This window comes from Vreelandella subglaciescola (assembly GCF_900142895.1).
In the GTDB taxonomy this organism is placed as follows: Bacteria; Pseudomonadota; Gammaproteobacteria; order Pseudomonadales; family Halomonadaceae; genus Vreelandella; species Vreelandella subglaciescola.
The window spans coordinates 1,723,080-1,745,318 of sequence record NZ_LT670847.1 but is presented as its reverse complement, the minus strand read 5'-3'; the positions used below and the strand labels follow the sequence as shown (position 1 = coordinate 1,745,318).

General features: G+C 63.2%; 21 protein-coding genes. 6 read left to right on the top strand and 15 right to left on the bottom strand.

Annotation, left to right across the window (positions count from 1 at the left end):
- Positions 1–195: 195 nt before the first annotated feature.
- Both B5495_RS08140 and B5495_RS14960 read left to right on the top strand, forming a co-directional pair.
- On the top strand, positions 196–1,905 hold the full coding sequence (locus B5495_RS08140) for a sodium:solute symporter family protein (RefSeq protein WP_079552834.1): 1,710 nt from the start codon (positions 196–198) through the stop codon (positions 1,903–1,905).
- Positions 1,906–1,949: 44 nt separating this feature from the next.
- Positions 1,950–2,078, top strand: coding sequence for a putative transporter small subunit (locus B5495_RS14960; RefSeq protein ID WP_231897135.1), 129 nt, complete (start codon positions 1,950–1,952; stop codon positions 2,076–2,078).
- 92 nt (positions 2,079–2,170) lie between these two features.
- Here B5495_RS14960 and B5495_RS08135 read toward each other — a convergent pair whose 3' ends face one another.
- The 5 genes from B5495_RS08135 to B5495_RS08115 form a co-directional block, all read right to left on the bottom strand.
- Entirely contained in the window at positions 2,171–4,357 is a 2,187-nt protein-coding gene (locus B5495_RS08135) for a heavy metal translocating P-type ATPase (protein ID WP_079552832.1), read from the bottom strand.
- Complete coding sequence (locus B5495_RS08130; RefSeq protein ID WP_079552830.1) at positions 4,358–4,960, bottom strand: c-type cytochrome; 603 nt, start codon at positions 4,958–4,960, stop codon at positions 4,358–4,360.
- A 6-nt stretch (positions 4,961–4,966) separates the two neighbouring features.
- Complete coding sequence (locus tag B5495_RS08125; RefSeq protein ID WP_079552828.1) at positions 4,967–5,572, bottom strand: cbb3-type cytochrome c oxidase subunit II; 606 nt, start codon at positions 5,570–5,572, stop codon at positions 4,967–4,969.
- The gene (locus tag B5495_RS08120; protein WP_079552826.1) at positions 5,569–7,185 is read right to left on the bottom strand and encodes a cbb3-type cytochrome c oxidase subunit I; all 1,617 of its coding nucleotides are present in this window, start codon (positions 7,183–7,185) and stop codon (positions 5,569–5,571) included. Before B5495_RS08120 ends, B5495_RS08125 begins: the two co-directional genes overlap by 4 nt.
- A gap of 170 nt (positions 7,186–7,355) precedes the next feature.
- The gene (locus B5495_RS08115; RefSeq protein ID WP_079552825.1) at positions 7,356–7,736 is read right to left on the bottom strand and encodes a DUF488 domain-containing protein; all 381 of its coding nucleotides are present in this window, start codon (positions 7,734–7,736) and stop codon (positions 7,356–7,358) included.
- A gap of 148 nt (positions 7,737–7,884) precedes the next feature.
- On the opposite strand from B5495_RS08115, the gene B5495_RS08110 reads away from it, so the two are divergent.
- From B5495_RS08110 to B5495_RS08100, 3 genes are all read left to right on the top strand, one after another.
- Positions 7,885–8,712, top strand: a complete 828-nt coding sequence (locus B5495_RS08110; protein WP_079552823.1) for a LysR family transcriptional regulator — start codon at positions 7,885–7,887, stop codon at positions 8,710–8,712.
- 130 nt (positions 8,713–8,842) lie between these two features.
- Entirely contained in the window at positions 8,843–9,733 is an 891-nt protein-coding gene (locus B5495_RS08105) for a sugar nucleotide-binding protein (protein ID WP_079552821.1), read from the top strand.
- Positions 9,730–10,485, top strand: coding sequence for a lysophospholipid acyltransferase family protein (locus B5495_RS08100; protein WP_079552819.1), 756 nt, complete (start codon positions 9,730–9,732; stop codon positions 10,483–10,485). The genes B5495_RS08105 and B5495_RS08100 overlap by 4 nt, the downstream gene beginning before the upstream one ends.
- A gap of 84 nt (positions 10,486–10,569) precedes the next feature.
- On the opposite strand, the gene fabB is transcribed toward B5495_RS08100, so the two are convergent.
- On the bottom strand, positions 10,570–11,787 hold the full coding sequence (fabB, locus tag B5495_RS08095) for a beta-ketoacyl-ACP synthase I (protein WP_079552817.1): 1,218 nt from the start codon (positions 11,785–11,787) through the stop codon (positions 10,570–10,572).
- Positions 11,788–11,799: 12 nt separating this feature from the next.
- On the bottom strand, positions 11,800–12,315 hold the full coding sequence (gene fabA / locus B5495_RS08090; protein ID WP_079554975.1) for a 3-hydroxyacyl-[acyl-carrier-protein] dehydratase FabA: 516 nt from the start codon (positions 12,313–12,315) through the stop codon (positions 11,800–11,802).
- Positions 12,316–12,634: 319 nt separating this feature from the next.
- On the opposite strand from fabA, the gene B5495_RS08085 reads away from it, so the two are divergent.
- Positions 12,635–14,494, top strand: a complete 1,860-nt coding sequence (locus B5495_RS08085; RefSeq protein ID WP_079552816.1) for a putative bifunctional diguanylate cyclase/phosphodiesterase — start codon at positions 12,635–12,637, stop codon at positions 14,492–14,494.
- A 12-nt stretch (positions 14,495–14,506) separates the two neighbouring features.
- On the opposite strand, the gene B5495_RS08080 is transcribed toward B5495_RS08085, so the two are convergent.
- From B5495_RS08080 to B5495_RS08045, 8 genes are read right to left on the bottom strand one after another with little or no spacing between them, the layout of a single operon-like run.
- On the bottom strand, positions 14,507–15,025 hold the full coding sequence (locus tag B5495_RS08080; protein WP_079552814.1) for a DUF2878 domain-containing protein: 519 nt from the start codon (positions 15,023–15,025) through the stop codon (positions 14,507–14,509).
- A complete protein-coding gene (locus tag B5495_RS08075) occupies positions 15,022–16,290 on the bottom strand; it encodes an SAM-dependent methyltransferase (protein WP_079552812.1) in 1,269 nt (422 codons plus the stop codon). The genes B5495_RS08080 and B5495_RS08075 overlap by 4 nt, the downstream gene beginning before the upstream one ends.
- On the bottom strand, positions 16,287–17,126 hold the full coding sequence (locus tag B5495_RS08070) for a DUF1365 domain-containing protein (protein WP_079552810.1): 840 nt from the start codon (positions 17,124–17,126) through the stop codon (positions 16,287–16,289). The genes B5495_RS08075 and B5495_RS08070 overlap by 4 nt, the downstream gene beginning before the upstream one ends.
- Positions 17,123–18,481 (bottom strand): NAD(P)/FAD-dependent oxidoreductase, encoded by a 1,359-nt coding sequence (locus B5495_RS08065; RefSeq protein WP_079552809.1) that lies wholly within the window; start codon positions 18,479–18,481, stop codon positions 17,123–17,125. Before B5495_RS08065 ends, B5495_RS08070 begins: the two co-directional genes overlap by 4 nt.
- Positions 18,478–19,257, bottom strand: a complete 780-nt coding sequence (locus tag B5495_RS08060; RefSeq protein WP_079552807.1) for an SDR family NAD(P)-dependent oxidoreductase — start codon at positions 19,255–19,257, stop codon at positions 18,478–18,480. Before B5495_RS08060 ends, B5495_RS08065 begins: the two co-directional genes overlap by 4 nt.
- Positions 19,258–19,297: 40 nt before the next feature.
- Positions 19,298–19,732, bottom strand: a complete 435-nt coding sequence (locus B5495_RS08055; RefSeq protein WP_079552805.1) for a nuclear transport factor 2 family protein — start codon at positions 19,730–19,732, stop codon at positions 19,298–19,300.
- 27 nt (positions 19,733–19,759) lie between these two features.
- Entirely contained in the window at positions 19,760–21,181 is a 1,422-nt protein-coding gene (gene phrB, locus B5495_RS08050) for a deoxyribodipyrimidine photo-lyase (RefSeq protein ID WP_079552804.1), read from the bottom strand.
- A gap of 19 nt (positions 21,182–21,200) precedes the next feature.
- Entirely contained in the window at positions 21,201–22,121 is a 921-nt protein-coding gene (locus B5495_RS08045; protein ID WP_079552802.1) for a MerR family transcriptional regulator, read from the bottom strand.
- Positions 22,122–22,239 lie beyond the last annotated feature (118 nt).

The window sequence follows — 22,239 nt, the reverse complement described above, 5'->3', positions numbered from 1 at the left end:
GCCTTTTGCGCGCCGCGCGTTTTACGCTTTGATCACGCCATATTGATGGCGATCCCTGGCACGGGGACGTGCATCGCCTGTGTCCGCGACCGTCTGCCGGCCTTGCGCGCGGCGCTCTACCCTCTCCATTCCGTTGTGCCCGCTTGGGAGTTTTTGCCTGCGGGTGCGTGTGTTCAACCGACAGAGAGATTGCTCTTGAATAGCGAATCACTATATCAATTTTCGACCGTGACCGTGCTCCTGATGCTGCTGGCGTTTTACGGCGGCACGTATCTTTTGACGCTGGGTATCCGTAAGAAAAACGAAGATGCCGATGCGTTCATGGTCTCTAACCATCGCCTCGGTTTTGGCATTGGCGCGGCCAGTATGACCGCCACCTGGATATGGGCGGCTTCTTTTTACGCGGCGGCAACGTCGGGCTTTACCTACGGTGTCTCAGGCCCCATTCACTATGGGCTGTGGGGCGCGCTGATGATTTTGTTCATTTACCCGTTCGGTCGACGCTTTCGTAAATTGGCACCCAACGCCGCCACGCTTGGCGAGCTGATCCACGCCCGCCACGGCTCTTCAAGCCAGCTGATTCTGGCGGCGTCCAACGTGATGGGCAGCATAATCAGCCTGATGGTTAACTTTACCGCCGCCGGCGCGCTGGTCTCGGTGCTGTCGCCGCTTTCCTTCCAGACCGGGGTGATTATTGCCGGCGCCGGCGTGCTGCTCTATACCCTGTGGTCGGGTTTCCGTGCCTCGGTAATGACCGACTTTGCCCAGCTGGTTGCGCTGATGGCCATTGCCGTGGTGATTATCCCCGCGGTATTTTTCTCCATGGGCGGCCCTTCCGAGCTGGTGGCCGGGCTGGATAACCTGACCGCCGAGCAGGCCAACTTCTTTTCCATGGACGCGATCCTCAATCAGGGTGCGCCGTTCTTCGTGGCCGTGCTGGCTTACGCCATCGGTAACCAAACTATCTCCCAGCGCCTGTTCGCGGTAAACGAAAACCACATCAAACCGACTTTCGTGACCGCCACCCTAGGCTACGGCGCGATTGTCATCGGCCTTGGCATGATTGGCCTGATGGCGCTGACGCTGGGTATCGAGCCGCTTAACGGTGACATGAACAATCTGATTCCGCAGATGGTCTCGGGCTACCTGCCGCCGGTGTTCATCGGGCTGTTCTTTATTCTGGTGATCGGTTCGCTGTCGTCTACCGCTGACTCTGATCTTTCGGCGCTGTCTGCGATCATGATGGCCGACGTTTACGGCAAGAACATCGCCAAGGGTAAGGCTGACCCCAAACGCATGCTATTGGTGGGCCGGCTGACCATGATTGTGGCCACCGTGGTGGGCATCGTCTTTGCCAGCTTCTCGCTGGATATACTGGTGATGCTGGTGTTTGTTGGCGCACTCTGGGGGGCGATCGTGTTCCCGGTGATTGCCAGCTGCTTCTGGAACCGCGTGACCAACAAGGCCTTTACCACCTCGGTGGTGATCGCGATGATCATGTTCTGCCTGGCGCGCTTTGAGCTGCTGCCGCTGACTGGCGCTACCGGCCTGATGTTCGAACTTCTGGCAAGCATCGGCGGCGGTATTATCATTGCCCTGATGGCGTTTGGTTTTCTGGGCCGCGCGATGGGCTTGGTCGCCGGCGTGCTGGCGTTTGTCGCCATGCTGGTCTTTGCCACCGATTTTCTGCGCGACTACACGGTACTGCTGGCCTCGTTGACCGCCTACGGCACCAGTACGCTGGTATGCATCGTGATGAGTCTTGCGAGCAAGGAAGAGCCCTTCGACTTCGACACGATCCGCGAACGCGTAGGTAACTACGATGATACCGACGAAACCGCCAGCGAGAAGGCGGATGACACGCCGGACAGCGGTGTTGCGGGCCAGCCTGTAGGCCAGTCGTAAGTGGCCGCTAAGTCATCACCGTTAATGACAAGGAGAACATGACCATGACCGCATTGATGGGGTTTTATGTACTGATCTGGCCGGCGTTGACGCTGGTTGTTTTGATCGTGATTTGTCGCGCGGTAATGCGCGACCGTCGCCAGGCGCGCAAGGAACACCGCGATATGGTGTAACGCCGCACGCGTGTGGCGAGTACGTGGCACAAAAAAACCCGGCCTGCATTGTGCAGGCCGGGTTTTTTTATGTCCGCTATTTGAGGCGTCGCTTATTTTCCAGCTTCGCGGCGGACGTTCATGCGCAGGCTGTTGAGCAGCACGCACAGGCTGCTCAGCGTCATGGCAATGGCGGCAATCACCGGATGCACAAAGCCGGCTATGGCCAACGGCAGGGCGAGGGCGTTGTAGCCAATCGCCCAGCCCAGGTTCTGACGCATCAGCCGGCGGGCGCGGCGGGCAAGCATCAGGGTGGTGGGCACATGGCTTAGGCCGTCGGGCAGGTAGACCGCGGCGGCGGCGCGGGCGGTGGGCGTGGCCTCACCTACGGCAATACCCAGCCGCGCGCCGGCAAGTGCCAGGCCGTCGTTCAGGCCGTCACCGATAAAGGCCACGGCGCGGCGTTTTTCCAGCGCTTCGACAAAGCGCTGTTTGGCCTCTGGCGTGACGCCGGCAACGACGTGCTCGGGGGCAATGTTGAGCCGCTCGGCTTGACGCAGGCAGGAAGCGCGGGTGTCGCCGCTGAGCAGATACACGTCGTGGCCGCGCTGCTGCAGGGTGTGCACCGTGCTGATGGCATCGGGGTGCAGCGCCTCTTCAAAGGCGATAAACCCCTGATAGCGACCGTTGTGCGCCAGGTGCAGCGTCATGCGCGCATCGTCTGACGGCGGCACCTCAATGCCCTGCTGACGAAGCCAGGCGGGGCGGCCGGCCAACACGCAGGCGGCTGCGTGCTCCCAGCGTGTGCCCAGGCCAGCATCAATGTAACGCTGCCCATCAGCGGCGCCGGGGGAGGGAGTGGCGCTTGCGGCCAGGCCGTGCGCCACGGGGTGTGCGGTGTCGGCCAGGGTATCAACGGCAAGCTGCAACAGGTCGGCCGAATCACCCCTGCGGGCAGGCATGACGTCGGCTACGCGGGGGGTGTTGGTGGTCAGGGTGCCGGTTTTATCAAACACCACGACGTGGGTATCGGCGGCGGTTTCAAGTGCGGCGGGGTCACGAAAGATCACTCCGTCGGCCACCATGCGCGCGTGCCCGATCACCACCACCAGCGGAATGGCCAGACTCAGCGCGCAGGGGCAGGCCACAATTAATACCGCCAGGCCGCGCGTTGCCGCCTGTTCGGCGCCCAGGCCGAGTAACAGCGCCAACGCGGCGGCAGCCAGCGCGGCGCTGACGATAATCGGCAACAGTATTCGGGCCAGCGCATCGGTGAGCCGCTGCAGCGCGGTTTTGCGGCTCAAAAGCCCACGAACCGAGCGCGCCAGCGCGTCAATGCGCCGCTCGCCCACCGGGGCGGTCACGCAGAGCTCAAGCTCGCCCGCCAGCAGCCGGCAGCCGGCGCGTACGCTGTCGCCGGGACTTACCCGGCAGGGTTCGTGCTCACCGGTCAGCAATGATTGATCGACCTCGCCGTCGCCGGCAAGCACCGTGGCGTCAAGCGCCAGCGGCTCGCCGCTGGCCAGCTGAATCGTCTGCCCGACGCTGAGATCGGTGGCAGGGACGCGCTCCAGGCGGCCATCTTCGTGGAGCCGGGTGGCGGTTTCCGGCGCCTGGCTTAAATAGCTGCGTACGACGTCGGCGGCGCGGCGGCGCACGCGACCGTCAATAAAGCGGGCGATAAGCTGAAAGGTGATCAGCATCACCGCGGCGTCGAAATACACGTCGGCATGGCCGGTGGCCAGGCGCCAGACAGAGACGCCGACGGCGGCGAACACGGCAAGCGTAATCAGCGCATCGAGCCCCGGTGCGCCCACGCGCAGGGTGCGTAGCCCCACGCGGTAGAAGTGGCCGCCGGAATAAAGCAGGACGGGTAACGCAAAAAAGCCGCTGGCAAGTGCCAGCGGCCAGGTGGCGGCGGGTTCAATAATGCCGAGCGGTGCGAGATACACCAAGTAGGCGGGCATCATGCACCACATGCCAAATACCAGCGCCACGGCTAAACGTATCAGCAAGCGGCGGCGCAGGCGCTCGGTAGTACCGGCGCTGGCGCCTTCTTCGCCCGGCGACAGCAGCCGGTAGCCAAGCTTGGACACGGCGTGCTGTAGCCTTGAAAGCTCGGTGCGCGTGGTGTCAAAGCGTACCATGGCGCTGTCGGCGGCGAAGTTGACCGCCGCCTCCACCACGCCCGGCTGGCGCTTGAGCAAGGCCTCCACGGCGGCAGCACAGCTGCCGCAGTGGAGGCCTTCAACGATCAGAACGTCTTCATGCAGCTGCGCTGTGGCCGCTGCGTCGGCCACTTAGGGCGCCTCGAAGGTGTCGCGCAGCTCGTCGGGCGACCAGGCGCCGCGCTCGCCGTACTCCTCGGCGTGGGCATCAACGCGGTCGGCCTCGACCGCCTCAGCGTCGTTGCCCCATTCCTGACGAACGTGGCTCAACACCGCGGCAATTTCGGCGCTGCTGAGTTGGCCGCCAAACGCCGGCATTACGCCGTTGTAGGTGGTGCCCTCAACCTCGATTTCGCCCTGCAGGCCGTCGTGGACGATAGCCACCGGCACGCTGGGATCACCGAGCAGCCATTCACTGCCCACCAGCGGCGGAAAGGCGCCGGGAACCCCCTGGCCGTTGCCTTGGTGGCAGGCCGAGCAGCGGGCGCTGAAGATGGCGCCGCCGTCGATATCGTCGCCGGTGGCGGGGGCTTCAACCACCGAGCGGCTGTCGCCGCCGAGCATCGGTTTGCCGATCTGCCAGGCGTAATAGCCCACGCCCCACACCAGCAAAATGCCGATCCACACGACGACCAGCTTGGGTACCGGGCGCTGGCCCTCTTCCGGCTCGTGGTGTTCACGGTGCTGTGCATTGCGGTTATGACTGTCGTTATGACGTTGATCGTGACGCTTCATAACACCTTACTCCTCGGCTGCTTCGGGTTGCGGCAGGGTGGGCGCCGGATAGGTATGGTCCAGCGCCTTGAGGTAGGCCACCATCGCCAGGGCGTCGTCGGTGGCGACCACCTGCCCCGAATCAGGACCGTAAGGCTTGGGGATGTTCACCACGCGGTCGTCTTCAGCGGCGGCTTCCACCTCGCGGAACATGAACCGGTACGGCGGCATGATGCTGTCTTCTACCACCGCGCGGGGGTTGTAGAGGTGCAGCAGGTGCCAGTCGTCGCTGGGCTGGCGTGCGCCGATGTTGAACAGATCAGGCCCTGTGCGCATGGTGCCCATCAGGTGAGGCTGATCATAGGTGTAGTCGCCCGGTACCGAGGGCCGGCCCCAGCCGCGAGCCTTGTCGCCCGGCGCAAAGCTTGGGTCGCGCGGCTGCTGGCTGTGGCAGTACACACAGCCGTTGGCGATGTACAGGTCGCGGCCTTGCTGCTCAAGCTCGGTGTAGGGCTCAAGATCAGGCGGCACCTGCTCGGTCGTCATCTGAATATAGGGCAGCACCACCAGCGTCAGCATGGCCAGCAGCAGTATAAAGGCGGCGCCTACCATAATCGCGAGAGCACGTTTCATTGCGAGGCCTCCTGCTTGGCAGAGCGGAACAGCGTGGGCTGGTAGCGGCGTTCACCACTACGACGCAGCATGGCGATAAAGTGCACGGCAAAGACTAGGTGGCCAAGCGTCATCAGGGCACCGCCTATAGTGCGCGCTTCAAGGTAGGGAAGCGTCATGCGCACGATATCCATGAACGGCATGTCGGCGTCCAGCAGTGCCACGCCTTCTTTCCAACCGCCTATAGTCAGCGAGACGAAATAAATCAGGATACCCACGGACACCAGCCAGAAGTGCACGCTGATCATCCGGCGCCACGGCCATTCCCAGTCCATCAGGCGGGGCATGATGAAGTACACTGCGCCAAACAGGATAAAGCTCAGGAAGGCGTACATGCCGAGGTGCGCGTGCGCCACGGTGTAGTGGGTGAAGTGGGTAATCACGTTAACGCTGCGCAGCGCTTCCATGGAGCCCTGCAGCGACGACACTGTATACATCAGCGCGCCTATCCACACAAAGCGCAGGGTAGGTGAATCCTTGAGGCGGCCAAAGTGGCCCCACATGGTGCCGTGGTGGTTGATCGCCACGGTAATCACCGGGATCGACATCATCACGCTATGCACGATGGAAAGCGTTACCAGCCAGGTGGGAATCGGGCCGCCGACCAGGTGGTGAATGCCTACCTGGCTGTAAAACAGCGCCAGCGACCAGAAGCCCAGCAGCGAAAGCTGATAGGAAATGATCGGCCGTCCCAGAATCTTGGGAATCAGGTAGTAGGCCGTGCCGATACCGATCGGCGTGACCCACAGCCCCAGCACGTTGTGTGCGAACCACCAGTTGACGGTCGCGCCCGAGGCGCCGGGAAAGGTAAACGGCAGGTTGGCGATCAGAAACAGGAACGGGAACCACACCAGCGCGGCCATAAAATACCAGCTGGTGACGTAGAGGTGTTCGACTTTGCGGTTAGCGGCGGTCAGCACTAGCGGAACGGCGCACAGCGCCCCGCCAATGACGAACAGAATGTCGATCTGCCAGGGAAACTCCAGCCATTCTTCGCCGTCGGAAAGGCCCAGGTTAATGGCGATAAGCCCCAGCACCAGGCCGACGTTCCAGATCACGCTGCCGGTGATGGCGAAGCGCGCACCGACCAGCGCGGTACGAAACAGCCGCGGCAGCAAAAACAGCGCCACGCCGATGCCGGCCATGGACGCCCAGCCGTAGGTCACGGCGTTCAGGTGCATGGGGCGCACGCGGCCAAAGGTCAGCCATTCGCTGTTGGCAAGAAACTCCGGCATGTGCATCTTGGTCGACGAAATCAGGCCGTAAAAAGACCCCACCACCAGCCAGAACACCGCCGAGCAGAGCCAGGCGAGCACCGGCCCGCGCGAAGAGAAATCGGCGCGCTGGCGGGCGTTGATGGCCTCGGAGTTGGGCGGCAGATTGCCGTCCAGGGTGTCCGAGATGTCGCGGGCGGGATCCTCGCCGTGGCCTTCTTCGCCGGGAGGGAATATGGTCTTGGCGGCCTCTTTGCCGTGGCCGAACTGGTTTGTCGCAATCGACCAGATCAGCGCGAGCAAACCCACCACGGAAACCAGGAAGGTAACGATCAGCAAGACAGCAATGGTAGGAGTCATATCACAGTTCCTGCGGCAGTTCTGGTGTCAGGGGGCTTAAAAGCAACGTAAGTCATTGTGGTTTTTGCATGTCCTTTTGGGCGTTCAGAGTCAGGGGAAAACGTCTGCGCCGGCTCTGGCGCTAGCCGTTAAGGCCGCGCCGTCCGATCTTGTGGGTCGAGCGTTGCTTATCAGGCATCGAGATAGCGTTTTAGCGCCACGGCGTTGTTGTGTTGTTCGTCTTTGGCAGCATAAACCAGCGTCAGCGTGCGCCCGTTGCAGGCTCTAAGCAACGCGTCGATGGCGGCAGTTGCGTCAGCGCTCTGTTCAAGCTCGTTGAAGAACTTCTGATAGAATCCTGCCCAGCGCTGGGGGTCGTGGCCAAACCAGCGGCGCAGCTCGGTAGACGGCGCCAACGCCTTTTGCCAGTCATCAAGCTTTAGGGCGTCTTTGCTTACGCCGCGCGGCCACATGCCGTCAACGAGAACCCGGTAGCCGTCACCGGCTGAGAGATCGTCGTAGGCGCGCTTGCAGTGAATCTTTTCAGGTAAGGGTACGTTAGCTGCCGGCATGGTCAACCTCCGCTGCTTTTTCCGGTTTTTGCAGACGCTGTTTTTACCATAGCCCCAAGTGCGCGCGGCGTATAATGAAAAGTGCAGCGGTTTTGTATCATTTTTATTGATATAATGACGGGATAATGTCGAGGCAATGGAGCCGGCAATGGAAGTTGAGCTTGCCAGAACCTTTCTGGAGATTTTGCGCCAGGGCAGCTTCAGCGCTGCAGCCAAGGCGCTGCATGTGACCCAGACGACGGTGACGGCGCGTATCCATAAGCTGGAGGAGCATCTGCAATGCCGGCTGCTGACGCGCGACCGCGGCGGCATCACCATGACCGGTGACGGCGAGCGCTTTGCTGACCACGCCGCCCAGCTAGTACAAATTTGGGAAACGCTACAGCGCGAGTTGCCGCTGCCGCAGGGGATTGATCGCGTCGTGGCGCTTGGCGGCGAGGCGAGTCTGTGGCACCCGCTGCTTTCCCGCTGGATGAGCGAGCTGCGCCAGCGTTTTCCGCAGCTGGCGGTGCGCATTCAGATTGGCGAGCGCCGCGAACTGCAGCAAAAACTGACTCAGGGCGCGCTGGATGCCATATTGGTGCATCAGGCCGATTATTGGCCGGGCATGCAGGTGGCGCTGGTGCAGGAAGAGAAACTGGTAATGGTACAAACGCCGGGCGCCGGCGCGGCCGACCCGTATGTCTATGTGGACTGGGGCGAGGTGTTCCGCCGCGAACACGACGCGGTGTTGCCGCAGCTGGCAAGCCCGGTGATGATGCTAAACCTTGGGCCGCTGGCGCTTGAATATCTGCTGGCCAATGCCGGCAGCGGGTATTTCCGCCTGAGTGCGGTGCAGGATTATCTGGACACCGGCCGCCTTGAGCGCGTGTCGCGCATGCCCGAGTTCGCCTATCCGGTATATCTTGTCCACCCTCGCGAGCGGCTCTCATCGCCCCTCAAAGATGCGCTGTCGTTGTTAAACGGCGCGGCCTGATGCCGGCGCGCTTTTGCCACCCCCGCCAATCCGGTAAAGTGTCACGCCTTGCAGGAGAAGCGGGGCGCCCGCCAGTGCCGGGTTAACGCGCGGCGCTGCCAATGCCTGAACGGATAACAGAGAGGCTGTTGTGAAGCTGCTGATTTTAGATGCCGGACACTGTCTTAGCCTGGCGCTTGCGCGCGAGGCAAGCCGACGCTTTGATACCCAGCTGGTGATCGAGCCAGACACTGGGCTGACCCCGGAGCGGCTGGCTGAGGTGGCGCCGGACGCGGTTATTGTGCCGCCGCTTTCGCATCCGCTGAGCCTCGCGCCGGCGGCGGTGATGGCTCACGCCGACGCGGTGGAAGCCTGCCTTGACGCCTGCCTTTCTCAAGACGTGGCGTTAGTCTGGTGTGTATCTGACCAGCTTTATGAAGAAGGCTTTAGCGAACCCATCGACGAGCATCTGGTGCCGGCGCCCAAGGATGCCGGCCTGCGTCGGCTGGTGCAGACCGGGGATCGTATTCGCGCCGAATATCATCGCCATGTGATCGTGCGGCTGGGGCCGTTGTTTGCGCTGGAAGGCAGCCATGCCTGGCTTAACCGGATTATCGACAGCCTGATGGCCGGCGACGAAGCCCGCGCCGCCGAGGACGTGATTTTCTGCCCCACCTCGGCGGATGCGGTAGCGCTTGCGCTGGTGGGGATGCTGCAGCAGCTTAACTGCGGCGCCAACGCCTGGGGGGCGTATCATCTGGCCGGCACCGAGCCCGTCAGCGCGTTCGGCTTTACCTCGATGGTGCGCACCCTGCTGGCCACTCATCTGGAAGGCCGCGGCGAGACGGTGCCGTTGGGCGAGGTCAAGGCGCTCAGCCACCACCACGATGCCAAGCTGCATCGCGTGCTTAACTGCCGCCGCGTGCTCGACGTGTTTGGTGTGCATCAAAAGCCCTGGCGGCTGGAGGTCGAGCGCATGCTGGACGTTTGGTGTCTGGCCCGCGACGACGGCCGCGCGCCCGACGAAGGGGGCACGCCGTGATTGACGTACTGCGTAGCGGCGTTTTTTATCTCGGCTACTTTGCCGGGGTGCTCGCCAGCGGCATTTTTCTGCTGCCCATCGCGCCGTTTTTACCGCTGGCCCGGCGTTACGGCCTGCTTAATTTGTATAACCACTTTCTTATCCGCTGGTTTCAGCTGGCCTGCGGCGTGCGCTACGACATTCAGGGGCGTGAAAACCTGCCAAACGGCCCCTGCGTGATTCAGGCCAACCACCAGTGCGAATGGGAAACCGTGTTTTTGCAGGTGATGATGCCGCCGGTATGCACAGTGCTCAAACGTGAACTGCTGCGGATTCCCATCTTTGGCTGGGGGCTGCGCCTGCTGCGTCCGATCAGCCTTGATCGCTCGCGCCCGTCGCGGGCGTTAAAGCAGGTGCTGTCTCAGGGCGTTGAGCGATTGAACAGCGGGCTTTCGGTGCTGATTTTCCCTGAGGGCACCCGCGTTGATCCCGGGGTTTATAAGCGCTACAACAAAAGTGGCACTATCATTGCTTGCCGTGCCGGCGTGCCGGTGCTACCGGTGGCACACAATGCCGGCGAGCGTTGGCCGGGGCGCCACTGGGTCAAGCGCCCGGGCGTATTGCGCGTACGCATCGGCGCACCGATTACAACCGTCGGCAAAACACCGGACACGGTAATCGCCGAAGTTGAGGAATGGGTCGAAGGCCAGCTGCGCGAGATTTCCGACGTGCCGCGCCCTGAGCGCCCGGCGGCCGCGAAAAAGGCGCATTAAAAGAAACGATACCTAAACGAACAGATACCTATAAAAACGGCGCCTTTCGGCGCCGTTTTTATGTGCGTGAACGCGGGCGATGGATTAATCCGTCATGCGCTCAAATACCAGGCAAGCGTTGGTGCCGCCAAAGCCAAAGCTGTTGGAAAGCACGCGCTCCAGCCGGACGCCATCGCGGCGCTGTGTGACGATATCAAAGCCGTCGGCCTGCTCGTCGAGGGTGTCCACGTTAGCCGAGGCCGCCACAAACTCGTGCTGCATCATCAGCAGGGAGTAGATGGCTTCCTGCACGCCGGTAGCGCCCAAGGAGTGTCCAGTTAGCGACTTGGTTGAGCTCATCGCCGGGGTGGTGTCACCAAAGACTTCACGCACGGCCTTGAGCTCGGCTACATCGCCCACCGGCGTCGAGGTGCCGTGGGTATTGATGTAGTCGATATCGCCGTCGACGGTGGCCATGGCCTGACGCATGCAGCGTGTAGCACCTTCGCCGGACGGCGCGACCATGTCGTGACCGTCAGAGGTGGCGCCGTAGCCCACTAGCTCGCCGTAGATTTTGGCGCCGCGGGCACGGGCGTGCTCAAGCTCTTCAAGCACCAGCATGCCGCCACCGCCGGCAATCACAAAACCGTCACGCGCCTGATCGTAGGGGCGCGAGGCCTTGTCCGGGGTGTCGTTGTAGTGGGTCGAAAGCGCACCCATGGCGTCGAACAGGCAGGACAGCGTCCAGTGTTCTTCCTCGCCGCCGCCGGCAAAGACCACATCCTGCTTGCCTAGCTGGATTTGTTCCATGGCGCTGCCAATACAGTGTGCTGATGTGGCGCAGGCCGAGGAAATCGAGTAATTAACGCCCTTGATCTTGAACGGCGTGGACAGGCAGGCGGAGACGGTGCTGCCCATGGTGCGGGTGACCCGGTAAGGGCCCACCCGGCGCAGCCCCTTGTCGCGCAGTATATCGGCGGCTTCGACTTGGTTGGCGCTTGACGCGCCGCCGGAGCCGGCGATCAACCCGGTACGTTCGTTGGAGACCTGCTCGTGCGTCAGCCCCGAGTCTTCGATCGCCTGGGCCATCGAGACGTAGGCATACGCCGCCGCATCGCCCATAAAACGGCGCAGTTTGCGGTCAATGAGCGCTTCTAAGTCAATGTCGACGCTACCGGCGATGTGGCTGCGAAACCCCAGATCGGCATACGCTTGTTTAAAGCGAATACCGCTGCGGCCGTTTTTCAGCGCGTCCAACACCTGTTGCTGATCGTTGCCCAGGCACGACACGATGCCCAGGCCGGTGACTACCACTCGTCGCATGGGAGCCTCCTGTTAAAAGTTCGCGGTGGAGGTAAATAGGCCAACGCGCAAGTCGTTAGCCTGATAAATATCGCGCCCGTCGACGGAAACCGTACCGTCGGCCATACCCAGAATCAGACGCCGCGTAATTACGCGCTTAATGTTGATACGGTAGGTGACTTTTTTCGCCTCGGGCAGAATCTGGCCGGAAAACTTGACGTCGCCGCAGCCAAGCGCGCGGCCGCGACCCGGGTGGCCAAGCCAGCCGAGATAAAAGCCCACCAGCTGCCACATGGCATCGAGCCCCAAACAGCCGGGCATTACCGGATCACCGGGAAAATGGCAGTCAAAAAACCATAGGTCAGGGCTGATATCCAGCTCGGCAATTAGCTCGCCTTTGTCGGATTCGCCACCGGACTCGCTGATATGCGTAATGCGGTCAAGCATCAGCATATTAGGTGCCGGAAGCTGTGCGTTGCCTGGACCAAAAAGCTCGCCGCGCGAGCAGGTCAGCAGGTCTTCGCGATCAAAAGAGTATTGCTTGGTCACTGAATCGTTCCAAGTATCGAAATTATTGTAGGCCGCGTGCGGCACCTGTGCCGAAGCAGGGTTCCGGGACGCGACCCGCAAGGCCACGTCTAGTCTACTTCCCGAAACACTTTAATGCACGTCTGCCCTCGGCTTTAACCGCCAGGCTATAGTTTTTTACTCATCGGCCGATAGAAAAGTGAGTGCTTTTTCATGTAAAGCGTTTGAATTTTTTAGCACAATAAACGCATTATTAACTTAATGCTGGGCATCCACGGGCGCAGCGCCGCATCATAAGTGCGCCGCCGTTACGATTCACTTTCAAGGATTGCCAATTTTCATGTGGCCTTATGTTTCACTCAACCGTCCGTTGGTGTGGGCAGCGCTTGTGGCGCTGCCGGCCTGCATCTGGATCCCCGGTGTGGCTATGCGCATGGTGGCGGCAGGCGTGGTGGCCATCGGTATGTGGGACGCCTGGCGGCAGGTGCTCACACAGCGCCAGCGCGCCCGGTTGTCTCAGGATGCCATCAGCCTTGCCGGCGACGCCGTGGTGGTCAGCGACGCGCAGAACCGCGTGCTGGCGGTTAATCCGGCGTTTACTGAAATCACCGGGTTTACCAGCGCTGAAATTATCGGGCGCCAGCTCGAAACGCTGTCTGCCGCGCGCCACGATAAAGCGTTTTACCAGAAGTTCTGGCAGACGCTGCGCACCACCGGACGCTGGGAAGGCGAAATGTGGAGCCGGCGTAAGCACGGCGATGAATATCCGGAATGGGTCAAGATTCGCGCGGTGACCGACAAGCGCGGCGAAATCAGCCACTTTATCGGCCTGTATGCCGATATTTCGGCCCAGAAAGCGCGTGAAAATGATCTGCGGCGCATCGGCTTTGAAGACCCGCTGACCGGGCTGCCCAATCGCCGGCGACTGCACGATCTGATGGCCTCGCGGCTGCGCCACCTGCGCGCCGGCGAAAGCCTGGATATGGCGCTGATTGATATCGACGGCTTGAAAATCGTCAACGACAGCTTCGGCGTGGAAGAAGGCGACCGCCTGCTGGGGCGCTTTGCGCAGCGCCTGGCGGGCCACGTGGCCGGCAGCGTGGTGGGGCGTCTGGGGGGCGACGAGTTTCTGGTGATTCGCACCACCACCTTTGACGATCACGACGACTGGATGGCCGGGCTGCGCGAGCACATGTGCCGCCCATTTGATATCAACCAGCAGACCCTGCGGCTGGGGCTGACCATGGGCAGCTGCCGCGCGCCGGAAGACGGGCGCGATTCGGGCGTGCTGTTTCAACGGCTGGAATCGGCGCTTTACAGCGCCAAGCGTCAGGGGCGCAATCACAGCCTGCGGTTTCGCCCGGCGCTTGACCAGCAGGATAATCCGCAGCTGGCGCTGGTGAGCGATTTACGTGCGGCGCTGGTGGCCGGTGATCAGCTGGAGCTTTTCTACCAGTCCCAGCACCATCCTGCTACCGGGGCGCTGACCGGCATGGAGGCGCTGATACGCTGGCGTCATCCGCGCGACGGCATGATTTCACCGGGGGACTTCATCCCGCTGGCCGAGCGTCACGGGCTGATGGCTGAGCTGGGCTCCTGGGTGGTGGAAAAGGCCTGCGCCCAGCAGGCCCACTGGCAGAATACGGCCATGCCCGATACCACCGTGTGGGTGAATATCTCGGCGCTGCAGCTGTTTCAGGGTGATCTGGAAAGCCAGCTGGCCGGCTGTTTAAAGCGCTACCACCTTATGCCGTCGCAGATCGGCCTTGAACTGACCGAGTCCGTGCTGCTTGACGAACGCGCCGGCGACATGGGGCCCCGGCTGGAAACGCTGCGGGGGCTGGGCTTTCCTCTGGCCATTGACGACTTTGGCACTGGCTATTCGTCGCTGGGTTATTTGAAGCGCTTGCCGGTGGACAAGGTCAAGCTTGACCGCGCTTTTATCCGCGAGCTGCCCGACAGCGTGGCCGATGCCGCGATCGTCAAGGCCGTACTAGCCATGGCCGAAGGCATGGGGCTTTCCGTGGTGGCCGAAGGCGTGGAAACCCAGGTGCAGCGGCAGTTCTTGATTGATGCCGGCTGTGAATCCGTGCAGGGCTTTTATTTTTCCCGTCCGCTGCCGGTGACCGAGCTGGAAGCGCGCTGGCTGACCGAAGCCCAGCCGCAGGTTGAAACCGCGCAGATGCAGCAGGCCATGTAGCAGAGCGTGGGTTTAGCCGCGCTTATGGTACGACAGCAGCGCGCATAACAGCGCCCACACCAGCGCCTCGGCGGGCAGCAGCCAAACGGCCAGCTCCACGCCCGCCAGCACGCTGCCGCCGTAGTAGGAAAGCGCGCCGCCCGTACCGCCGCAAAGTGTCGCTAGCCATGGATAGCGCCACAGCCAATCAAGCGAATGACGCACCAAGGTGGCAAACAGCGGCCACAGCATCCAGAGCCACAGCGGCAACGGCCCGGCATCCCATACGGGCTGCGCTGCCTCGTTGAAGGTAAAGCCGCCGGCCAGTGCGAAGCCGCCGTCAATGCAGAGCCCCGCCAGGGCAAGCCCGCCCAGCAAACGCCACTCCCCGCTATCGGCCACCCGCCACAGATGAAAGCCGATCAGCAGGACACCTGCCCCCAGCGCCACGGTTGAGCCACCCAGCACGCAGGCCAACCAGCCGGCCTCGAACGCCAGCGCGTTGAATAGCAGCGCGCGGCCCCGGTGCGAAAGCGGCCAGAGGCGTTTCATGGCGCAGCGGCAGGCATCACCGGGCGTGCGCCGGGCTTGGCCAGCAGCAGCTGGCAGGTGCCGATGGAGCGTTCGAGAAAACCGCCTTCGCAGTAGCACAGGTAGTAGCGCCACATGCGGATAAAGCGTTCGTCGTAGCCCAGCGCGCGCACCTGTTCCAGCTGTGCTTCAAAGCGATGACGCCATTCGCGCAGCGTGCGCGCGTAGTGCAGGCCGATGTCGTCCAGCGCCAGCGCGTTAAGCGTGGTTTTGCGCGACAGGCTGGTGAGAATGGCGTGGTGCGAGGGCAGAAAGCCGCCGGGAAAAATATAGCGCTTGATGAAATCCATTTCGCGCTTGGCAGACTCAAAGCGCTGGTCGCGAATGGTGATGGCCTGCAGCATGGCTTGGCCGTCGGCGGTCAGCAGGCTGTCGATCTTGGCCAGATAGGTATCCAGATATTGATGGCCCACGGCTTCGATCATCTCCACCGAAATCAGCCGGTCGTAGGTGCCGGTCAGCGCGCGATAGTCTTCTTTCAGCAGGGTGATGCGCTCACCCAGCCCCTCTTCTTCAATGCGCCGTGCGGTGTGGGCGTGCTGCTCGTCGGAGATCGTGGTGGTGGTCACTCGGCAGCCGCGGGTGCGGGCGGCGTGAATGGCCAGCCCGCCCCAGCCGGTGCCGATTTCCAGCAGGTGGTGCTCGGGGCGCACGTCGAGCTTGTCGAGCATGCGGTCGAGCTTGTAGGTGGACGCCTCCTCAAGGCTTGCCTCGGGGCGGGGGAATACCGCACTTGAGTACATCCAGTGGTTGCGGTCCAGAAAGGTGGCGAAAAGCGCGTTGCCGATGTCGTAGTGGGCGGCAATGTTGCGCCGCGACCCCTTGGCGCTGTTGCGCTGCAGGCGATAGGCGCCGGCCAGCAGCCAGCGCGCCAGCCGGGCGCTGCCGTTTTCCATCCGCGCGTTGACCCGCTCCAGATTGGCGGCAAACAGCCGTACCAGTGCTACCAGATCATCGGCTTCCCAGTCGCCGTCCATATAGGCTTCGCCGGCGCCGACGGTGCCGCCCAGCGCGAGGCGTTTCCATGCGCGCGGATGACGAATGACCACGGTCGCTTCAAGCGCCCCGCCCTGGCCCAGACGCCGGCTTACGCCGTCTTCCACCAGCGTGATGGTGCCGCCCTGAAGCGCATCAAGCTGTTTGAGCAAGCGCGGTTTGAGCCAGCGCGTCAGGCGATTGTGGGGGGCTGCCTGACGGGCGGCGGGAAGTGAGTTTACGCTCGTCATCGTGGCGTCTCCCGATGGTTTTTCGAATCGTTATGAGGGCCGGGGTGGTCGTAAATGGGCGCGCGTTTGCGCCATAGGTTGAGCGCCTGCAGATGAATGCCGGCCAGCGTTTTCAGGCTCATCCACGGCTGGCGGGCAAGCGTGCCGGTGAGCGCGCGCCGCGTGGCCGGCGCGCCCGTCAGCGTGAGCGTGGCGTCAAAGTGGCGGCGCTCAATGCCCTGTTCGTCGGCGGCCCAGTTTTCCATGTGCATCATCAGCCGCTCGCCGGGGGTGTTGAAGCGCCAGCGGTAGGTCATGGCCATGGGGTTGAACGGCGAAACGTGCATGGCTTTGGCAAAGCGGGCGGCGTGGCTGTGGCGGGACGGGTCAACGGCGGCGGCATAGCCGGTGCGCTCGCGCCACGGCATGTTGGTGACCTCGCCGAGTATCGCGGCCAGGCGGTCGTCGCGATCAAAGGCGTAGTACAGGGTGACGGGGTTGAACACCGCTCCCAGCACGCGCAGCTGGGTGAGCACGCAAATGCGCCCGTCGGGGGCGTCGCCCAGCTCGTCGGTCAGGCGCTGGCGCACGGCGTCCTTCAGCGGGATATCCGCCGGCGCCAGATAGTCTTCGCGGCGAAAGCGCGCCAGCGCCGGGCGACGGGCGCTGAAGCCGGGCACGCCGTCAAACAGTGCGGGCAGCTCGTCGAGGTCAAGCCACGCCATCCATACCTGATAGGCGAATTCGTGCCGGCAGGGTGTAAAGCGCCGGTGGCGCAGGGTGCCGCGATACACGCGTGAGCGTACCTGTGAACGCTGGAGGTCGGCATTGGGGGCGGCTACGGTGCGCTGTGTCATCCCATATCTCCCGGCCCGGCGTCGGGTAATAAGTCATGGGCGGGCAGCGCCGTGGGCGCCGCCGGGGGGACGGCGGGTTCGTCGCAGCCGAGTGCCCGCGCCACGCGTAGCGCGCTCCATACGCCGTCTTCGTGAAAGCCGTTGCGCCAGTAGGCGCCGCAAAAGTGGGTGCGCCCGTGGGTCGCCGGTGCACCGCAAATCTCGCCGTGGCGCGCCTGCGCGGCCTGGCCTTCCAGCGTGAAGCGCGGGTGGGCGTAAGTGAAGCGCCCCAGTACCTGCGTTGGGTCAACGCTGGCGCTGTCGTTGAGGGTGACGCAAAAGGTGGTATCGGCATTCAGGCGCTGGAGAATGTTCATGTTGTAGGTTACCGAGACGCCGTCACGGACACCACGCCGGTCAAGGCGATAGTTCCAGCTCGCCCAGGCGCGGCGGCGCCGTGGCAGCAGGCGGGTGTCGGTGTGCAGCACTACCTCGTTGTCCTGATAGGGCATGGCGCCCAGCACGTCGCGCTCGGCGGGGGAGGCATCAACCAGCAACGCCAGCGCCTGATCGGCGTGGCAGGCCAGCACCACGCGGTCAAAGCGTTCGCTGCCCGACGCCGTGGTGACAGTGACTCCCGTGGTGTCCCGGGTGATCGCTGTGACCGGCGTATTCAGGCGGATACGCTCGGCGTAGGGCGCGGTCAGTGCGGGAATATACGCCCGGGAGCCGCCTGCCACGGTGTACCACTGGGGCCGGTTGGTGAGCGATAACAGCCCGTGATTGCGAAAAAAGCGCACGAAAAACGCCAGCGGAAAGCCGCGCAGGTCGTCAAGGCTGGCCGACCAGATGGCGGCACCCATGGGCAGCAGGTAGCGGCGCTGGAAGGCGTCGCCGTAGCCGTTCTGGTCAAGATAGTCGCCCAGCGTCATGGCGCTTTCCAGCTGCTGCTGGTCAAGATCCCGGGTAGCCTCGCGGTTAAAGCGCATGATCTCGCGCAGCAAGCGGTAGAACGCGGGCGACACCAGGTTGCGCCGCTGGGCAAACAGCGAACTCAGGGTGTGGCCGTTGTACTCGAAGTCGCGCTCGGTTTCGTGCACCGAAAAGCTCATTTCGGTGGGCTGTGCAGGCACCTCAAGCGCCTCCAGCAGACGCTGAAAGTGCGGGTAGGTCCAGTCGTTGAAGACGATAAAGCCGGTATCGATGGCGTAGTCGTTGCCGTTGACGGCGACGTCCACCGTGGCGGTGTGCCCGCCAAGGCGCGAGGCGGCCTCAAACAGCGTCACTTCGTGGCGTGCGGAAAGATACCAGCCGGCGGCCATGCCGCTGATGCCGCTGCCGATGACGGCGATGCGCTGCGCGCCCTGAGCGCTCATTGGTCCTCCTTGCGCACCATGCGCTCGCCCACGGCAAAGCGCAGCGCCGGAGGCAGGATGCCCAGCAGCTTGACGATATAGGTGAAGCGTTTGGGAAAGTGAATATCCCGCCGCCCTTTGACAAGCCCGCCAAGAATGGCATCGGCGGCCTGTTCGACGCTGACCTGCATCGGCATGGGGAAATCGTTTTGCTCGGTCATCGGGGTTTTGACAAAGCCCGGATGAATCACGCTGACGCCGATGCCCTCAGTGGCCAGATCGAGACGCAGTGATTCGAGAAAATAGCTCACTGCCGCCTTGGAGGCGCCGTAGGCCTCGGCCCGGGGCAAGGGTAGATAGGCCGAGGCGCTGGAGGTGGCGGCCAGCAGCGCGGGGCGGCCTTCCCGGCGGGCGGCGCGCAGCAGCGGCAGGGCGGCTTCTACGCAGTAAAGCGTGCCGTACAAATTGGCCGTGAACACGCGCTCGACCAGCGCCATATCAAAGTCGCGGGTGTCGAGGTATTCGCAGGTGCCGGCGTTGAACAGCGCCACGTCCAGCCCGCCAAGCTCGGCTTCGATGCGCTGGCCCGCGGCCTGCACGGCCTCGCGGTCGCTGATATCCAGCGCCAGCGCCGTGGCGTTGTCGCGGCCCTGGCAAAGGGCGGCCAGCTTGTCGTCGCTGCGGGCGCTTAATACGACGCGATGGCCGTCATCCAGCAGCCGCTCGGCCAGCGCCTTGCCAATGCCCGAGGTGGCGCCGGTCAGCCAGATGCGTTGAGGGGTGGTCCATGTGCCCATGAGATCTCCTGTTGGCTGGCCTGCTTGTATCTGCGCGGTTCTAGCCGCTCGCCCGGCGCTTTAAAAAGCGGATGACCCTGCCCAGCAGCGGTACGTTTTCGTAGAGCATGGCGCCGGCGTCGAAGTAGTCGCGCTGCTGGCTGACGCGCCCGTCAGCGGCAAACTGCAGCCGGGTGCAGCCGTCTACGCTGATATCCCGCCCGCCGGCAAGTCGCGAGTGGGCAAAATGCATCGTCCAGGTGACAAAGGCGATGTCGCCGTCCTGCCGGGCGTCGTGGTAGGTAAACCGGCAGTAGCGGACGTTGTCGTAGAGCGCGGCAAAATACCCTTCCAGCGCGTCGCGACCGTCGATGCGATGCAGCGGGTCGATAAACGTCACGTCTTGAGTATATACAGTGTACAGCTTTTCTGTACAGCTTTTGTCCAGCTTGTTGAAGAAGGCGCAAAAGGCGTCGAGCGGCGTACGCTGTGACATGGCAACCTCATCCTCTGCGGCGATCGTTTAGAGCGCTTTGAACGCGTCAAGTGCGCGCTGGCGAGCAGCCTTGTGCTCCACAATAGGCTGAGGATAGCCCAGCTGCGAGCGTTCTGCGGCGGGTGGATTGTGGCGCGCTTTGGGCACAAGCGGCGCAAGCTCGGGTAGCCAGCGGGCGATAAACGCGGCGTCGGGATCAAAGCGGGTGGACTGGGTGGTGGGGTTGAAGATGCGGAAATACGGCGCGGCGTCGGTGCCGGTGGACGCCGCCCACTGCCAGCCGCCGTTGTTGGCGCCAAACTCGCCGTCGATCAGGTGGCGCATGAAAAACGCTTCGCCGCGGCGCCAGTCGATGAGCAAATGCTTGGCCAGAAACATCGCCGTGACCATGCGCAGGCGGTTGTGCATCCAGCCGGTGGCGACCAGCTGGCGCATGGCGGCATCTACTAGCGGGTAGCCGGTGCGCCCTTCGCACCAGGCGGTAAAGCCGGCGTCGTCGTCGCGCCACACCAGTGCGCGGGTATTGTCCTTGAACGGCTGGTGGCGACACACCTGGGGAAAGCCCGCTGCCACGTGCTGATAAAACTCGCGCCACACCAGCTCGTTGACCCAGGTACCCAGCCCGGCATCGCCCTCGGCCAGCTGTCCGTTATTTTCGCTCATGACCGCCTGCAGGCACTGGCGATGAGAAATCATCCCCAGCGCCAGATAGGGCGACAGCTCGCTGGTGCCGCTGACCGCGGGAAAGTCGCGCTGGACATTATAGTAGCGGCCGCGAAAGCGCAGAAAGCGTGCCAGCTGATCGGCAGCGGCGTCTTCGCCGGCCGGCCAGCGTTGCGGGTCAACGGCCGTATCCGCCGGTTGGGTGTCAGGCGCGATAAGCGCGTCGTCGGACGCCCCGATGTGAATATCCAGCGGCGTCTGGGCGGTCGGCGCGTCATCAAGCGCCAGACGCTCGGCGGTAATCTGGCGGTGCCAGGCCTTGGCGAAGGGGGTAAACACGCCGTAATAGTCGCCCTTGCCGGTCAGCAGTTCGCCGGGCGCAAACGCCACGGCATCGTGATGGCCGTGGGCAGCAATGTTTTCGCGGGCACAGGCGGCCAGCACGGCGTCGTCGCGGCGACGTTCGTTGAGCGGGTATTCGTGGTTGAAGTGCAGCGCTTGGGCGCCGTATTCCCGGGCAATGGCCAGCAGCGTCTCGGGCGCCCGGTCAAAGGTGTCGGTGTTGCGCTGCACCAGCGGAATGTTGAGCCCGTGGAGCGCGTCTTTGAGCGCGCTGACGCCCCGCGCCCAGAAGTCGACCTTGCTGGCGCCGTGGCCGTGGGCCTGCCACTGGGCCACGCTGGGCAGAAATACGCCGAGGATAGGCCCCTTGGCCGCCGCGGCGGCGAGCGCACGGTTATCGTGAATGCGCAGGTCGTTACGAAACCAGACTAGCTGCAAGGTCATACCGTCTCCCGAAAGTCGGCTATAAAACGCCGGCTTCGCGCAGCAGCGGACGCAGGCGGGCAACGGCCCGGGGCAGGTCGTCGCCCAGCAGATGGACGCGGCCGTCGTTGAATTCGCCCTCGCGCCGGCGGGCGATGTCGCCGCAGAGACCCACCGGCACGCCGAGCGTCGCAGCAGCTTCGGGCAGTGCCTGATGAACATGGGCGTCGTTTTCCACCTGCCCGCTGGCGAACAGCACCAGAGAGACGTGCAGGCGAGTCACCGCCTGGGGCAGCGCGTCGAGCGGCAGGTGGCGATCCATCAGCTGCACGCGATAGCCGTGTTCGCTCGCCAGCAGCGCGGTCATCAGCACCCACAGCGGGCCGGGCTCGTCGGGCATCGGCGCGATCATCACCAGCGGGCCGCGGGTGGCCTTGTTGGCATAGTACAGGCGAATTCCCACCTGGCTGCGCAGCAGCGCCTCAAAGGTGCGCTGCGCCAGCGCATCCGGCGCGCTTTGCCAGCGTGCCTCAAGGGCCTTGATGGCCGGTTGCCACAGTTCGTTGATGGCAACGCTCAGCGGGTAGAGCGCCAGACTCTGGTGATAAAGTGCCTCCAGCCCTGCGGTGTCCAGCGCATTGACCAGCGCGATCAGCTGCTGGCGCTGGCTTTCCCAGTCGTGGCTGGCGGGGACCGGGGTTTCCACGGCTTCCGGCTGGTTGAGCAGCTCTGCCACTTGGCTGACCGACACGCCGCGATTGAGCCACTGCAAAATACGCTCGATACGGGTGATGTCGTCCTGAGCGTAGAGGCGGTGGCCCTTGGGCGTGCGCTGCGGACAAATCAGGCCGTAACGCCGCTCCCAGGCGCGCAGGGTCACCGAGTTTACCCCCGTCAGCCGGGACACTTCCCGGATGGGATACAGCGGGGTGTCGGGGGGATGGGTCGCCTTGTGGCTCATGGGCGCCTGTGCCTCTTGGATGCCGTGGTAAAACCGGTGTGGAAACCATGGGTGAAAAGCCGTGATGCAAACACGTCAGTCAAAAAAGTGTGGCGGATCTTATACACGTAGCCTTTGT

What these genes read in the sequence shown, in the direction of transcription:
- B5495_RS14960 (WP_231897135.1), top strand. Translation starts at nt 1,950, where the DNA reads ATGACCGCATTGATGGGGTTTTATGTACTGATCTGGCCGGCGTTGACG.
- B5495_RS08130 (WP_079552830.1), bottom strand. Translation starts at nt 4,960, where the DNA reads ATGAAGCGTCACGATCAACGTCATAACGACAGTCATAACCGCAATGCA.
- B5495_RS08125 (WP_079552828.1), bottom strand. Translation starts at nt 5,572, where the DNA reads ATGAAACGTGCTCTCGCGATTATGGTAGGCGCCGCCTTTATACTGCTG.
- B5495_RS08120 (WP_079552826.1), bottom strand. Translation starts at nt 7,185, where the DNA reads ATGACTCCTACCATTGCTGTCTTGCTGATCGTTACCTTCCTGGTTTCC.
- B5495_RS08115 (WP_079552825.1), bottom strand. Translation starts at nt 7,736, where the DNA reads ATGCCGGCAGCTAACGTACCCTTACCTGAAAAGATTCACTGCAAGCGC.
- B5495_RS08110 (WP_079552823.1), top strand. Translation starts at nt 7,885, where the DNA reads ATGGAAGTTGAGCTTGCCAGAACCTTTCTGGAGATTTTGCGCCAGGGC.
- fabB (WP_079552817.1), bottom strand. Translation starts at nt 11,787, where the DNA reads ATGCGACGAGTGGTAGTCACCGGCCTGGGCATCGTGTCGTGCCTGGGC.
- B5495_RS08085 (WP_079552816.1), top strand. Translation starts at nt 12,635, where the DNA reads ATGTGGCCTTATGTTTCACTCAACCGTCCGTTGGTGTGGGCAGCGCTT.
- B5495_RS08080 (WP_079552814.1), bottom strand. Translation starts at nt 15,025, where the DNA reads ATGAAACGCCTCTGGCCGCTTTCGCACCGGGGCCGCGCGCTGCTATTC.
- B5495_RS08075 (WP_079552812.1), bottom strand. Translation starts at nt 16,290, where the DNA reads ATGACGAGCGTAAACTCACTTCCCGCCGCCCGTCAGGCAGCCCCCCAC.
- B5495_RS08070 (WP_079552810.1), bottom strand. Translation starts at nt 17,126, where the DNA reads ATGACACAGCGCACCGTAGCCGCCCCCAATGCCGACCTCCAGCGTTCA.
- B5495_RS08065 (WP_079552809.1), bottom strand. Translation starts at nt 18,481, where the DNA reads ATGAGCGCTCAGGGCGCGCAGCGCATCGCCGTCATCGGCAGCGGCATC.
- B5495_RS08060 (WP_079552807.1), bottom strand. Translation starts at nt 19,257, where the DNA reads ATGGGCACATGGACCACCCCTCAACGCATCTGGCTGACCGGCGCCACC.
- B5495_RS08055 (WP_079552805.1), bottom strand. Translation starts at nt 19,732, where the DNA reads ATGTCACAGCGTACGCCGCTCGACGCCTTTTGCGCCTTCTTCAACAAG.
- phrB (WP_079552804.1), bottom strand. Translation starts at nt 21,181, where the DNA reads ATGACCTTGCAGCTAGTCTGGTTTCGTAACGACCTGCGCATTCACGAT.
- B5495_RS08045 (WP_079552802.1), bottom strand. Translation starts at nt 22,121, where the DNA reads ATGAGCCACAAGGCGACCCATCCCCCCGACACCCCGCTGTATCCCATC.